Origin of the sequence: Bradyrhizobium sp. BRP19 (genome assembly GCF_020194195.1) — a bacterium.
Classification (GTDB): Bacteria; Pseudomonadota; Alphaproteobacteria; order Rhizobiales; family Xanthobacteraceae; genus Bradyrhizobium; species Bradyrhizobium yuanmingense.
This window is the reverse complement of record NZ_JADYVZ010000002.1, coordinates 17,568-29,957: the sequence shown is the minus strand read 5'-3', so window position 1 is coordinate 29,957 and position 12,390 is coordinate 17,568. Positions and strand designations below refer to the sequence as shown.

The 12,390-nt window shown below is 63.6% G+C and carries 17 protein-coding genes; 11 read left to right on the top strand and 6 right to left on the bottom strand.

Annotation, left to right across the window (positions count from 1 at the left end; genetic code table 11):
* Positions 1-6: 6 nt before the first annotated feature.
* From I6F36_RS05875 to I6F36_RS05850, 6 genes are all read right to left on the bottom strand, one after another.
* On the bottom strand, positions 7-297 hold the full coding sequence (locus I6F36_RS05875; RefSeq protein ID WP_128261651.1) for a hypothetical protein: 291 nt from the start codon (positions 295-297) through the stop codon (positions 7-9).
* 106 nt (positions 298-403) lie between these two features.
* Positions 404-724 carry a DUF1476 domain-containing protein gene (locus I6F36_RS05870; RefSeq protein ID WP_225149699.1) on the bottom strand — a complete coding sequence of 107 codons (321 nt, stop codon included), beginning with the start codon at positions 722-724 and terminating at the stop codon, positions 404-406.
* Positions 725-936: 212 nt separating this feature from the next.
* Positions 937-1,128, bottom strand: coding sequence for a hypothetical protein (locus I6F36_RS05865; RefSeq protein ID WP_035999201.1), 192 nt, complete (start codon positions 1,126-1,128; stop codon positions 937-939).
* Positions 1,129-1,295: 167 nt separating this feature from the next.
* Positions 1,296-1,970, bottom strand: a complete 675-nt coding sequence (locus I6F36_RS05860; RefSeq protein ID WP_057029206.1) for an endonuclease/exonuclease/phosphatase family protein — start codon at positions 1,968-1,970, stop codon at positions 1,296-1,298.
* Positions 1,970-4,126 (bottom strand): VTT domain-containing protein, encoded by a 2,157-nt coding sequence (locus I6F36_RS05855; RefSeq protein ID WP_225171108.1) that lies wholly within the window; start codon positions 4,124-4,126, stop codon positions 1,970-1,972. The genes I6F36_RS05860 and I6F36_RS05855 overlap by 1 nt, the downstream gene beginning before the upstream one ends.
* Before the next feature lie 67 nt (positions 4,127-4,193).
* On the bottom strand, positions 4,194-4,490 hold the full coding sequence (locus I6F36_RS05850) for a hypothetical protein (protein WP_035999192.1): 297 nt from the start codon (positions 4,488-4,490) through the stop codon (positions 4,194-4,196).
* Between the two features lie 950 nt (positions 4,491-5,440).
* On the opposite strand from I6F36_RS05850, the gene I6F36_RS05845 reads away from it, so the two are divergent.
* From I6F36_RS05845 to I6F36_RS05795, 11 genes are all read left to right on the top strand, one after another.
* Complete coding sequence (locus tag I6F36_RS05845) at positions 5,441-6,715, top strand: integrase arm-type DNA-binding domain-containing protein (protein ID WP_225171107.1); 1,275 nt, start codon at positions 5,441-5,443, stop codon at positions 6,713-6,715.
* Complete coding sequence (locus tag I6F36_RS05840; protein WP_225171106.1) at positions 6,712-7,428, top strand: hypothetical protein; 717 nt, start codon at positions 6,712-6,714, stop codon at positions 7,426-7,428. Before I6F36_RS05845 ends, I6F36_RS05840 begins: the two co-directional genes overlap by 4 nt.
* An 84-nt stretch (positions 7,429-7,512) precedes the next feature.
* Entirely contained in the window at positions 7,513-7,713 is a 201-nt protein-coding gene (locus I6F36_RS05835; protein WP_225171105.1) for an AlpA family transcriptional regulator, read from the top strand.
* 1 nt (position 7,714) lies between these two features.
* A complete protein-coding gene (locus tag I6F36_RS05830) occupies positions 7,715-7,912 on the top strand; it encodes a hypothetical protein (protein ID WP_225171104.1) in 198 nt (65 codons plus the stop codon).
* Complete coding sequence (locus tag I6F36_RS05825; protein WP_225171103.1) at positions 7,905-8,195, top strand: transcriptional coactivator p15/PC4 family protein; 291 nt, start codon at positions 7,905-7,907, stop codon at positions 8,193-8,195. Before I6F36_RS05830 ends, I6F36_RS05825 begins: the two co-directional genes overlap by 8 nt.
* Complete coding sequence (locus tag I6F36_RS05820) at positions 8,192-8,875, top strand: hypothetical protein (protein ID WP_225171102.1); 684 nt, start codon at positions 8,192-8,194, stop codon at positions 8,873-8,875. Before I6F36_RS05825 ends, I6F36_RS05820 begins: the two co-directional genes overlap by 4 nt.
* The gene (locus I6F36_RS05815; protein ID WP_225171101.1) at positions 8,862-10,082 is read left to right on the top strand and encodes an AAA family ATPase; all 1,221 of its coding nucleotides are present in this window, start codon (positions 8,862-8,864) and stop codon (positions 10,080-10,082) included. Before I6F36_RS05820 ends, I6F36_RS05815 begins: the two co-directional genes overlap by 14 nt.
* Before the next feature lie 809 nt (positions 10,083-10,891).
* Complete coding sequence (locus I6F36_RS05810) at positions 10,892-11,458, top strand: hypothetical protein (RefSeq protein WP_225171100.1); 567 nt, start codon at positions 10,892-10,894, stop codon at positions 11,456-11,458.
* Complete coding sequence (locus tag I6F36_RS05805) at positions 11,455-11,727, top strand: hypothetical protein (protein ID WP_225171099.1); 273 nt, start codon at positions 11,455-11,457, stop codon at positions 11,725-11,727. Before I6F36_RS05810 ends, I6F36_RS05805 begins: the two co-directional genes overlap by 4 nt.
* Entirely contained in the window at positions 11,724-12,035 is a 312-nt protein-coding gene (locus tag I6F36_RS05800) for a hypothetical protein (RefSeq protein ID WP_225171098.1), read from the top strand. Before I6F36_RS05805 ends, I6F36_RS05800 begins: the two co-directional genes overlap by 4 nt.
* Complete coding sequence (locus I6F36_RS05795; RefSeq protein ID WP_225171097.1) at positions 12,032-12,379, top strand: hypothetical protein; 348 nt, start codon at positions 12,032-12,034, stop codon at positions 12,377-12,379. Before I6F36_RS05800 ends, I6F36_RS05795 begins: the two co-directional genes overlap by 4 nt.
* Positions 12,380-12,390: the final 11 nt, after the last annotated feature.

The following is a 12,390-nucleotide window of genomic DNA, read 5'->3' as shown; positions in this document are numbered from 1 at the left end:
CGCCGCTCAGCGCAGGCCCAACAGCGAGCGTCGGTAGAAGCTGCCACGGGCTTCGTTCTGGCAGACGAAGCTGCCGTCGAAGCCCTGGCCATAGCGCTTCTGACCCTTGCGGTAATAAACGCCCTTGCCGAAGTCGAGCCAAACCACCTTGTCGCGCGGGCAATGACGCTGGGCCTGCGCCTCGTAGCGAAACGGCGTCAGCGGTGTCGCCGAGACCTCGGCGCCACCTGCAGCGACCAGCATGGCGCCGGCGCATGCGATTGCGCCGGACCATTTGCCAAAGCTGCCCCGTGACATGCCCCCACCTCCCGCTCGCCGCCGTCTCCGGCGGCCGGCACGGTAGCACGAAACGGCACAGCCCGTGGAAGGCGGCAAGCACGCCGAATGAACGCGGCAGCGGGTGTCATTGCCGGTCCGCTTCGAGCTGCGCCAGCGCCTGGTGCAGACAGTCCTGAAGCCTCTGCGCGACCTGCTCGCGCGCGATCCCCTTGCCTGCGAGATCGCCCGCCACCTTGCCGACCACGTGGTCCATCGTCCGGCTCTCCAGATGGTCCGTCACCAGCGCAGCCGCGTAGCCTGCAGCGGCATCGCCACTGAGCCCGAGCTGGCCTGCGGCCCACAGCCCGAGCAGCTTGTTGGACCGCGCCGTGGCCTTGAACATCAATTCCTCGTCGTGGGCGAATTTGGCTTCAAAGCCCCGCTCGCGCTTGTCGAACGTGGTCATGGTCAGCTCCATTCTGCGTCGCTGATGAGGATCGGACTTGCTGGGAGCGAACGTCTCCATGGTTCAGGTCAGTTTTGGATCATCAGAAGCTTCCTCCCGGAAGCGAAGCGCCGTCAAGCCTGCCGATGGGAAGCGGCATTGGCGGCCGACAATCAAATGCAGGCCGCCAGCAGATACGATTTTTTGGTAATTGCGCGGCTAAGCGCGTTCGCTCAGCCCTTCGCCGCCGCCGCTTCGCGCGCCAGCCGCTCGGCCTTCAGCCGTTCCTTGTTGGCATAGAACGCCTTCTGCGCCGCTTCGTGATCGCGCATGGCCTTCTCCGCCTCGATCCGCCGAGCCGCATCGCGAGCGTGGCGCTGTTCGGGAGTCAGGGGTTTGCGTCGGAAGGAAAGGTCTTCAGTCATGCCAAATGAACGTGGCCGTGAGGAAAAAGTTCCGCATGGTCCCGTTCGAGACCGTCGGCCGGGGGCATAAGTTGTCCGAAAACAACCCCATGCACAGTAGCTAAGTTTCTCTACCACAACGCTTTTCTCAATGAGGGCCAGAGATCCGCGCTCCGTCGCCGGAACCGTCAGATCGCGATGTCCGCGATCACGGGCAAATGGTCGGAATAGGCGCGCGCCGCATGATCGGTCCAGACTTTCTCGATCCGGCTGTCACGCGTTGCGTAGATCCGGTCGAGCCGCATGAGGGGCAAGCGCGATGGGAAAGTCCGCAACCGCGTCCGGTTCGGGCAGGCCTGCGCGAGCACGCGCCGCACCGATTTCACCCAAAACCAATCGTTGAAATCGCCGAGGACGACGGTCCTTTCCGGCTTCACCAGGCTCACCACGGCCTGAGCCTGCGCATAACGCTCGTGGATGCTGAGGCCGAGATGAGTGGCGACCACGCGGACGTCGCCGAAAGGCGTCAGCAATCCCGTCGCGATCGCCCTGCGCGGCTCCCGCTCTCGATACGACACGTCTACGATCTCGGGCACGCTGGAGAACGGAAAGCGGCTCATGAGCATCTGGCCGTAGTCACCGTCCTCCGTGACGATCGACTTGGCATGAACGCGATGATCGCCGACGACGCGCGCCAGCTTCGCGAACGGATCGTCCGACCGCGATCGGGAATCCACCTCCTGGAGCGCGACGACATCCGGCGACCATTTGCGAATGATGGAGCAAACACCTTCCAGATCGAACGTCGGATTGAGATTGAACGTGCCGTGCACGTTCCACGTCATGAAGCGCATCGGCGCCATCAGCGCCTCCCGGCGAGCCACGTCGCGAGGAATTGAGCGCCCGCACAGACGCCGAGCCAGCCCAGAAATGCCAGCGTGAGCAGCAATACGCTGCTCCAGGACGCATTCCTGGCCAGATCGGCGATCTGCGCTCCCAGAACGGCCATGGCGAGAATGCCGGGCATCATGCCCAGCAGCGTTCCAACCAGGAAATCACGGAGCGGCAGCGTGCTCGCGCCAGCCGCGACGTTCACCAGCGAGAATGGTGCGATCGGAATCATCCGGATGACGACGACGGCCAGGATTCCCTTGCCGACAACGCGCTCCTGGATGCGCGCGGCACGGCGTCCCAGCAAGCGCTGAAGGCGCTCTCGGCCCAGGAACCGTCCGATCGCAAAAAGGAGGAGCGCGCTGAGCAAGACGCCCGCCATTGCGGTGACGAAGCCCAGCCAGGGCCCCAGGGCGGCGGCGGTCGCAGCAATGAGCACGAGAACCGGAAAGATGACCAGCCCGCCGACGACAAAGGCCGCAATTGCGAATGGCGGTCCCCAAACGGACTGCGAATAGGCAGACAGGAACGACGAGATCCGGCCCGTATCGGCGTAATCGCTGAGGGACGTGTACGACCAGGCCAGCGTCAGTCCAAGAAGTGCCAGCGCGATCGAGGCGATCCCGATGATCGTCTTCGTGCTCCACATGCGCGATGCCGCCCGCTCGAGATGAAGAGGCAGCTCAGGGTCCGCCACCGGCTGAACCAGGGTGGCCAGCGTGCTGGTCAGAACCGAGGACTCCACTTTTCGCAGCGTCTTCGCCCCACCCTTTTTCGACACCTGGTCCAGCAGGGCGAACAGCCGATGCTCGTTTTGCGTGACGGCCTGCTCGTCGAGACCGCAGAAATGAGCGATGAGCCGACGGCGGACCGAGGCGATGAAATCCCGATGCTGCTCGGCTTCAGCTTCAAAGATGAGGTCGCATTCGCTGTCGGCCCCCATGGAACGATTGTTCAGATTGGCCGAGCCGATCCGCAAGATCCTGTCATCGACGATCATGAGCTTGCTGTGCACCATCACCGCGGCTTCCTTATTGCCGCTGCGGGAGATCGGATAGACGAAGCGGATGCGATCGGCCACGCCAGCCGCGCTGAAGCAGTCGATGAAGGCGCCACGGCCGTTCTGCATGGCCTGGGACTCAAGCCACGAGGAATGCAGTTTCGGAGCGACGACCAGAACCCGAAGCGACGGCACGCGACACATCTGCTCCGCGAGTTCGTGCGCCATCCTGGTCGCGCTGGTGAATTGATTTTCGATGTACACGAAGCTCGTTGCCGACCGGATCGCCGCAATGAAGGAGCGTTCGACCTCCTTGATGGTCGATCCTGCGGGACAGACCACCTCGGTCCGGGCGATTCCGACCGGCAAGTGCTCGGCCTCGACAGGCACGTTCGCCGGCCAGCGACCGTTCCTCGGTGCGCGCCGTTCATCGGACTGTTGGCCTGCCGCACGCCAGCGTTGCTCCGCGAGGGCGAACAGCTGCTCCGCAGCATCCCCGTCGACCAGGCACTGAACGTCGTGAAACGGTGGATATGGCTTGCGCTGAGGGTCGCAGCGCATGGCATTGTCGGCGCGGTGGTCACTCGTGTCCCAGCGCCGGATCGTCAGATCGAGGCCGCCGACGAACGCCAGTGATCCGTCGACACAGACGATCTTCTGGTGTTGCGCCGAACCGAACGGAAGCGTGGCGTCCAGATGAAACCGGACACGGCCATCGGTATCGGCAGTGAATTTCGCCGCGGAATTCCACTCCCTCTCGGAAGCGTAAAACGAGACGAAGTCCCAGACGAGAATGTTGATGCGCAAGGCGGGCCGGCGCTGCACTAGGGCGCGCAGGAACGGACCAAGCTCCTCAGGCAGGCCATCATCGGCACGTCCGGAATCTCCGACCAGACGCGTCCTGCTATGGATGTCCCATCCGACGATGTAGACGAGATCCTGCGCCTCCAGCAGTGCCTCCCGCAGGGCGGCGAAATAGGCAGCGGCATCATTCAGTACCGCCACGCGCCGCGCCCTGCACCGTCGCCAGACGGTGTCGCCGGGAGTGAGTGTCGATGCGCTCTGAAGCAGGTGGACCTCGCAATTCGCGTTTGCGTCTAAACGCGCTGGAGGCTCAAGGGGTTCCACGCGGTCAACGGCTGCGGTTCGATGCGAATGCCGAATGTCCGGCCCTCTGGGCCCGTCGCACAAGTCGTCATTTGGTGCGGACAAACTTCGCGCCGGCGCTCCTCAACACATCGACAATTTTCTCAGGGGCGTCGCCGTGAAAATCGACGGAAACCTCGATCAGGCCTTCCAGCTTCTGCCGTCCCTCCGGTGTGGGCGCTGTCTTGACGTCAGGACCTGCCGCGCGTGTTCCCACGGTGTTCGCGGCGCCGGCGGGCTGGACGAAGACGTCGCCTCGCGGCACGCCGCATTCCTGCACGACATGCTCAACCGCAAGCTCGGCTCCGCGGCGCGTGTCGAATTCTCCAATGATGGTGCTTTCCAAGACTGCTCTCCGTGTGCTCGAGACTGCGAACAACAGGCGAGCCGAGGCCAAGTTCCTGAGGGAGCACGCAAGAGGATGAAGGTCGGATCCCAGGCGCTGATGATCAGAACCGAATGAGTCCAAACAGGAAGAGCAGCGCCACCGTGACCAGGCCGGAGATCAGCAGCGAGCCGAGACATCCCAGCCGGTTCGAGAAAAAGAAGAACATGCCTTGCCCGCTGTGAAGCCTGGTGCGGGCTAATCTCTCTAAGTCAGTAGCGTTCCTGCGCAGTTTCGCGTGTCCGTGGCTCTAGCACGCAACGCTTCCTTCCACTGCATTTCAACCAGTCCCGATCCTCCTCTTGAAGACTGGAGATCCAAACGCAACATGGGTCTACGGCACCGCCGCAATCCGTCTCTCCAACATCGCGGGCCGGACTTGAGCGAGGAAGATTGAACAGATCCGTCGGGCTGCGGTGTTAGGAATGGGTCTCGGCCAAATGACCCGAGCGGCACCGGGGCGCCGCCAATCCAGACCTTGGGAGTGACGCGCCGAGGCGCCCCAGTCTTTCCAGCGCAGGCTAGTGCAACACGCGAGCGGCTTCGGCGAGCCGGACCCTTTCTCTCAGCTCCTCGAGCTCCTCGATCGCGTCCAGCAATCTCACCAGCTCGCGGGCAATATGTGTCAAACCGGACTTGGATTGCTTTAAGATACGAACTCGCTGTGCCATCGGTGCACGCCTCCATGGTCGGGCACGTCCAATTGGCAAGGAGCGTGCCAGCCCACGAGGGGAACTTATGGCGATTTCTGGCGGAAGGGGTGTCCGCCGATTGGGCCTTTCAGGGCATTTCACCCCATGTCATGAAGCCTCAGAAACGCTTGGAAATCCAGGGTTTGTGCCTTTCAGCCCCTGTCACGCCATGTCATACCTTTTCACTGCGATTTGTAGGCAGGTTTGTGGAGAGGCCACGTGGGGATTATCAACAAGCTTTCTGCGACCGAGGTGAAGAACAAGACGCTCCCGGGCCGGTATGGCGACGGTGACGGGCTCTGGCTTCAGGTCTCGAAGATCGGCGACAACGTCTCGAAGTCGTGGGTCTACCGCTTCATGCTGAACGGCCGCGCGCGCCACATGGGGCTCGGCCAATATCCGTTGTTCAACCTGGCTGAGGCTCGCGCGCGCCGCGATGATGCCCGCAAGCTGGTCAAAACCGGCATCGATCCCGTCGAGGAGCGCCAGCGCCAGCGCGCCGAAGCGAAGGCTGCGGCCGCAAAGCAAAAGACTTTCCGGGCGTGCGCGGAAGAATACATCGCCAACAAAAAGGCGGGATGGAAGAACGCAAAGCACGCGGCACAGTGGGCCTCGACCCTCGAGGCTTACGTGTACCCGAAGATCGGCAGCCTTAGCGTTGCCGACGTCGAGATCGAACACGTGCTCCAGGTCGTCCGGCCGATCTGGGAGACGAAGAACGAGACGGCCAATCGCGTCCGTAGCCGCATCGAGATGATTTTGGACTATGCGACGCCGCAATATCGAACCGGCGGCAATCCGTCGCGTTGGCGGATCCTGAAATCGAAGCTTGCTGCTCGGAAGCACGTCGCCAAGGCTTCCCACCACCCTGCTCTGCCGTATGAGCAGATTCCGGAATTCATGGCCGCCTTGCGCGAGATGAGCTCAATCTCAGCCCGCTCTCTTGAGTTCGCAATACTTACGGCAGGCCGCACCGAGCAAACGATTGCGAGCAAGTGGAGCGAGATCAACGGTCGCATTTGGACGATCCCAGGCGAGCGGATGAAGAACGGTCATGAGCACAAGGTCCCACTGTGCGATCGTGCCGTCGAGATCCTGAAGGACTTGCCGCGCTTCGACGACAACGAGCACATCTTCCCGGGCGCAAAAGAGGGCGAACCGCTGTCGAATATGGCTATGCTGCAGCTGATCCGCGGCATGAACGAAAAGCGCGAAAAAGCCGGCCACGATCGTTGGAAAGATCCGAGCAACGGACGAGATATAGTCACGCACGGTTTCAGGTCGACCTTTACCGATTGGGCTGGTGACGAAACAGAGTTCGACGAGGAGACGCGCGAGTTTTCAACCCACCACATTGTCGGGGACAAGACTAAGCGCGCTTATCGCCGGAAGAACGCTCTTGAGAAACGTCGCAAGCTCATGGCGCTTTGGAGCGATTATTGCGCCGGCAAGATTGCCGGCAACGTCATTTCCATGCGGAGGGCGGAGCAATGACCGCAAGCGCGCAATCAGTGGGGCCGATCGACGACGTCACCTGGAAGAAAGAAGCTGGCTTCAATGCAACACGCGCCGAGCGGATGGCCAAGTATGGCTTGCCGCGCAATTTTGCAGCCATTGCTGTGATCAGGCCCAGCAAAGAGGAGGCAGACCGTCTTGCGGGCGTTTTGGAGAGCACCCTTGCAGCGATCGATGAGGCGCGCCGACACGAGGACCGTCATTTCCTGCCGTCCTACACTGTCGACTTACTCAACGTGTACCAGCTGAATGCTTGGCCTATTCCTGCCTCTCTGGTTCGCACCGTTGCTGCGCTGACCGACGTTGAGGGAGCAATGGCGGCCACCGCTCGCTTCACCGAAAAGAAAGCGATCGAGAAGGCGCTTGCGATCGACCTTGCGGCAGAGATCATTGCAGACCGGCCGCGCCACATTCCCCTCTATAAATTCGCATCGGAGATTTGCCGCCGAGCACGAGACGATTTGGGGATGCCTGGCTACTACATCTCTGATCGCACACTTTCGACGATGAAGGGCCAGTTGAAGGCCGTGGGATGGCTCGAGCTCGATCGGTCGAAGACGGTGGCGCCGCGCGCAAAGCCGACTGCTCGGTCCGCTGCCACGGCGCCGACACCAGCCACCGATCGCAAGAGACCGACATTGCCGACGAGCCTCGATCCCGCGCTATCCCGATTGCGACGGCATCCGAAGTAACCCCTACCCCGTGCTTCGAAGCATTTAGACGCTCAGTTTGTCATCCCATGTCGCGGCCTTTCGCGGCATTTCAGGAGAGATGGGATGACCGAAAAGTTCATGCGGCTGCCCGCCGTGCTGGAAGCAACCGGTCTGTCGTATGTGACGATTTACCGGATGATCAAGAAGGGCACGTTTCCGAAGCAGATCCCGCTTTCTGGCAATACCGTCGGTTGGCGTGAGAAGGATGTTGCCGCGTGGCAGGCCGAGCGCATGAAGGCTGCCGGGGTGCCCGAAGCGGCCTAGCATGCAGCTGAAAAAGGAAAGCCCCGCTGGCGGGCGGGGCAATCCAGAAGCTGTTCTCGCGGGCGCGTCGAACGTTCTGGACCATATTGCCGACCTTCGTGAAATTCAAGCCGCGCGCCTGGCGCGGCGGTGCCCTATCACGTTCGCAATGGCGTTGACGATCGCCCCCCTTCTGCACGGGGAGTCCGCCGATGCCTGAAGTCGTGCGCAATCCCTCGCCACTCGCCGAGCCGGTCGAGATCGCGAAGTTCTGGAAGAACAGGCGCCGCAGCGAATCCGTCCGCGTTTCGCTGAGCGAGTACGAAGGCCATCCGCTGATCAACGTGAGGATCTACCTCACGGGCACCGACGGCATCGATCGGCCGACGCCAAAGGGCGTTGCCATGGGTGTCCATAAGTTACCGGAGTTGGCCAGCGCGCTTGCGAAAGCCGTGGACAAGGCGCGCGAGCTTGGGCTGCTCGACGATGGGGGCGGCTCATGAACGCGCCCCTCCTTCTCGATGCCGAGGCGATCAGGGCCAACCCCGGGAAATCTGACCGCGCGATCGCCGAAGAAATCGGCGTAGCGCGTGCGACAGTGCAACGCGCTCGTGAAGAGGTGGCTCATCATGAGCCACCTGCTCAGCGCGTCGGTCGCGACGGCAAATCCTATCCCTCCACCCAGCCCATGAAGCACGCCGCTCCACAGCGCGGCAAGGACGCGACGCGCGAGCGCGTCCTTGAGGACATGTGCCGCGACTACGCCGGTTGGTGGCACGATGGCATCCTCCAAAAAGCCGACGCAGTCGATTGCGTGCAAAGGCACGCCGAACTCTGGGGCACGGTCGTCGAGCTCGGCCAGGACACGGTTCAAGCCGCGATGGCGGAGGCCTTCACGCCGGCGCCCGCGCTGCCGTCGGACTATGCGGCGCGGCTCGTGCGGGATTTCGAGCTGGCCGACCCGCGCGACCGGTGGCGCTGGACCGGCGAGGCGCCGCCGCTGGCGCCAGCTGCCGAGCCTGTCAAGGAGCGGCCCTACCGGACACCGCAAGCGACTGTAGACGCGTTTTTCTACGTGGTCCGCAACGAAACACCCGCCCGGCTGACGGCCTGGCTCAACGATCATCCGCGTGACGCTGCGTACCTGCACAAAATTTGGAAAGACAGACATGCAGCCCAGTGACGTTGCCGATGCATTTGCGCTCAACGGTATCGGCGTGGACCGGCCGGAGCCGCCAGCCTATGACCGAATTCCGGAGGAGTTCGACGATGAGCGCCGGGAGCCGATCGCCGATGCGACGCGGCTGCATCTCGTCACGCCGTCGGCGCCCCTCCCGCCGTTGCAGACCACGACGCCCGCGGCCTGGCGGGACGTGCCGCCCGAGGCGCAGCGCTGGGTCGTGCCCGATCGTATCCCGTTAGGCGACCTGACCCTGTATTGCGGGAATGGCGGCAGCGGAAAGACCGAAACGGCCGTGGCGCTTGCGGTCGCAGTCGCCGCAGGATTGGGCGACTGGCTGGGGAAGCCTCTCGACTTGAGCGGCCCGGTGCTGTTCCTGTCATGCGAGGAGCCCGAGGCAAACGTCCGTGACCGCGTAGAGCGGATCTCCAAGCATCGCGCCCTTGATCCCTATGCGATCGAGGGGTTGCATCTGCATTTCCCTGACCTGGAGGCGACATGGCTTGGCACGGGTAACCCGCGAACCGGCAGGGTTGAGAAGACCGCTCTCCTGCAACAGCTCGAGCGCTGGATGGAGGAATGCCGCCCGGTGCTGGTAGTGATCGATTCCATCGCCGCCGTGTTCGACGGTGACGCGATCGTGCGCCGGCAGGTCCGGCAGTTCCTGGCCATGCTCCGCAAGCTGGCGATGGACCGTGACGCCGCCATGGTGCTGCTCGACCATCCCAGCGTGCGCGGCATGTCGGACGGCAGCGGCACCGCGAATTCTGTGGATTGGCGCAACAGCGTTCGCTCCATGCTTCACCTCTCCGATCCGGATAGGGAAGACCCAGACGTCCGCGAACTCGAGGTCAAGAAGTCGAACCGCGGCCGCGTCGGGGAAAAGGTCAAGTTGCGGTGGAATGGCCTCACGTTCTCGACGCTCAGCGATGCGACAGCGAGCTATCACAGGGCCGCAGCCGAGCGCGACATCGAGGAGCTGTTCTTGCGCCTGCTCGACCGCCGCAACGCTCAGGGCCGCCCGGTGCACGGCAATACCGCAACAGGCAGCGCGCCGTCGGAATTCGCCCTCGACCCCGAGGCCGCCGGCATCTCGTCAGGCGCGCTGCGCGCCGCCATGGAGCGGCTGTTCACCCGCGGCGAGATCAAGAACGTGGAGACCGGTCCGCCCTCGAAGCGACGCCAGCACATCGAACGCGCCTCGCCTTGAGCCGTAAAAGTCCGGATACCAACGCCCCTACCAACGCTCCGCCGCACCTTCCAACACCTATGCCAACGCCTCTGCCAACATCCCTGCCAACGCATACCAACGCCTATGCCAACGCCCTTCTTCCAACCCCCTATAACCCCCAAGCGTTGGAAGCGCCTCGCGCGCGCAGCTCCGGGCACCGCTGGTGCCGCTCGCATTCCGACCCTGCTACGCCGAAAGCTCCGCAGGATCGAAACGCTCTCACCGAGAAAACCCATCAGCAGCACGTCTGGAACGGCTGATGTCTGGTGGGAAGAAGGCTGGCCCGCGGCTGTGTGTGAGTGGCGCCGGCCGTGTGTGCCGACCTGGCAGGACCGGCTTCGAGCAGGGTTCGGAGGATGGTCCGTCCGTCGAGGAACGTGGCAACCGCTTGTGATCACAGCATCTTTCGATCTGGGCTGATCCGATGCACAAGCCTACCTACAAAATTTGCCCTCCCTCGCCGCGGCAAGCCGTTGATTTGCCAGCATTTCGGCCGCGAGGCCCTGCCCCACCCCCAGCCCGCCGCGGGTTCGGGCCCTAGCCCCCTTCTGAGGTCCAGCCCAGTCCCCAAGTCCGCCCCAACCTCTCGCGGGCCCTCCGATGTCTGCCGACGCTGCGGAGACGTCGAGGACACGTTTTGTCGCCCGACCGCGACCGTGAGATGTCCGCGCCGGGTCCGCCTGATCGCGACGAGGTGCGCAGGCCTTCGAAGCGATGGGGGGTCCGTGCTTCGAAGCATCTCGTGCGTCAACGTCGGCTCACAAGTCAGCAACTGATTTGCGGGACCGATGACCGACGAAGTCGAATTTGATTGGGGCGAGCTGTCCGAAGATGAATGGCGCGGCCTTGCGCGGGAGGCGCGCGCGAGCGAGCTGCATCTGCGGTTTGCAGTCTGCAAGGACCGCGGCTGCAGCGACGTCGAGGCAGCGGCGCAGGCCGGCTACACGGGAACGCGCGACGTCATCAAGGGCAGCGGTCACCGCGCGAAGAAAACCCGCTCGGTCATCACCCTGCTCGCCCTGGCGGAGCGCCGCAAGGCGGAGCTGTCGATCACGGACCCGTCGGCGCCGAACCGCGAGGAACGCCGTCGCCTGCTCGGCAAGCTGGCAAAGAGCCGGGATCCGCGCGTGCAGCAACAGGCGATCGACGCGCTCAACCGCATGGAGGACGCCGACCGCGCCGTGCAGGCTGCCGCGTATGTCGATCCCGACCCGCGCAACACGCTCGCCGAGATTGCGAAGCTTAGCCCGCTATGTGCGCAGCTGGCCGACGAGCTCGCGCGCATTCACAAGATCGATTTTTCATCGAAGGCGGCGCTGGCGCGCCCGGCCGAAAGCGAAGAGGTCGCAGCATGACCAAAGAACCTGGCGGCAGCATCGCGCGCGTTGAGCCCTCGCATGCCAAGACGCAGTACGACGCCCTCCCCTGGCCCGACGGCTGCCCGCTCGGCGACGTCCCGCCGGACGTGTTCACGTCGCGGCTGGTCGCGCTGAAGATCCCCGGCGCGAGCCATGAGTTCGGCCGCGAGGCCAACGCGGCCGCATATGCGCGGCATCTCGAGCGGCTGCGCACCGAAGCCGCGGCAGCTGCTGTCAACGCCTGGCTCGCAGAGGCCGCGCGATGAGCACCGATAGCGAAGTGTTCGATCGCCTGGCGGAGAGTCTGCCGAACAAGCAGAAGCAGGCGCAGCTCAACGCCGACGTGCTGCCCGACGGCCGGAAGGTCGCCGATCTCAGCAACGCTGAATTTGCGCGAGCGCTGAAAAAACTGGACGTGGCCGGCGCATCGGTCAGCAACACGAAAGCGGCGAACGAAGCGCTCTACGCCGGGCATCTGCAAGGCATTGCCGAAGGCGCGATCTTGCTCTGGTTCTTCGACAACGAGGACAAGACGGATACCGGTGGCGACGACGACAGCGAGGACGGCAAGTGAACTTCGCAACCCGAAAAATCGAGCGCCGCAACCTGGTCCTGCCCGACGGCACAATCGCGGAGGATTTGCGGCTGTTGCCGTTGCAGGCCGAGCTTACGCGGCTGGCGGTCCCCGGCATCACGCCAGAGATGGGCAAGCAGCAGCTGCTGGACCGCTACGCGGCGCATGTCGCGGAAGTCATCGAGGCGCTTCCGCCTCGCTCTCACGTCGGCAAGACGCCGAAGACAATTGCGCAGACCGTGGCCCGGCAGGCTGCGGAGCTGATCGGCCATAGGGCCGCGACGCCGATGGCAGCCGAGTCGCCGCAGATCGTGCGGCCGGCGCTTGTCTCCATGAAGGTTTGAATTCGAAGGGA

Coding starts and splice junctions, on each gene's coding strand:
- I6F36_RS05875 (WP_128261651.1), bottom strand. CDS start 297: ATGTCACGGGGCAGCTTTGGCAAATGGTCCGGCGCAATCGCATGCGCC.
- I6F36_RS05870 (WP_225149699.1), bottom strand. CDS start 724: ATGACCACGTTCGACAAGCGCGAGCGGGGCTTTGAAGCCAAATTCGCC.
- I6F36_RS05865 (WP_035999201.1), bottom strand. CDS start 1,128: ATGACTGAAGACCTTTCCTTCCGACGCAAACCCCTGACTCCCGAACAG.
- I6F36_RS05860 (WP_057029206.1), bottom strand. CDS start 1,970: ATGGCGCCGATGCGCTTCATGACGTGGAACGTGCACGGCACGTTCAAT.
- I6F36_RS05840 (WP_225171106.1), top strand. CDS start 6,712: ATGACCGCAAGCGCGCAATCAGTGGGGCCGATCGACGACGTCACCTGG.
- I6F36_RS05835 (WP_225171105.1), top strand. CDS start 7,513: ATGACCGAAAAGTTCATGCGGCTGCCCGCCGTGCTGGAAGCAACCGGT.
- I6F36_RS05830 (WP_225171104.1), top strand. CDS start 7,715: ATGCAGCTGAAAAAGGAAAGCCCCGCTGGCGGGCGGGGCAATCCAGAA.
- I6F36_RS05825 (WP_225171103.1), top strand. CDS start 7,905: ATGCCTGAAGTCGTGCGCAATCCCTCGCCACTCGCCGAGCCGGTCGAG.
- I6F36_RS05820 (WP_225171102.1), top strand. CDS start 8,192: ATGAACGCGCCCCTCCTTCTCGATGCCGAGGCGATCAGGGCCAACCCC.
- I6F36_RS05815 (WP_225171101.1), top strand. CDS start 8,862: ATGCAGCCCAGTGACGTTGCCGATGCATTTGCGCTCAACGGTATCGGC.
- I6F36_RS05810 (WP_225171100.1), top strand. CDS start 10,892: ATGACCGACGAAGTCGAATTTGATTGGGGCGAGCTGTCCGAAGATGAA.
- I6F36_RS05805 (WP_225171099.1), top strand. CDS start 11,455: ATGACCAAAGAACCTGGCGGCAGCATCGCGCGCGTTGAGCCCTCGCAT.
- I6F36_RS05800 (WP_225171098.1), top strand. CDS start 11,724: ATGAGCACCGATAGCGAAGTGTTCGATCGCCTGGCGGAGAGTCTGCCG.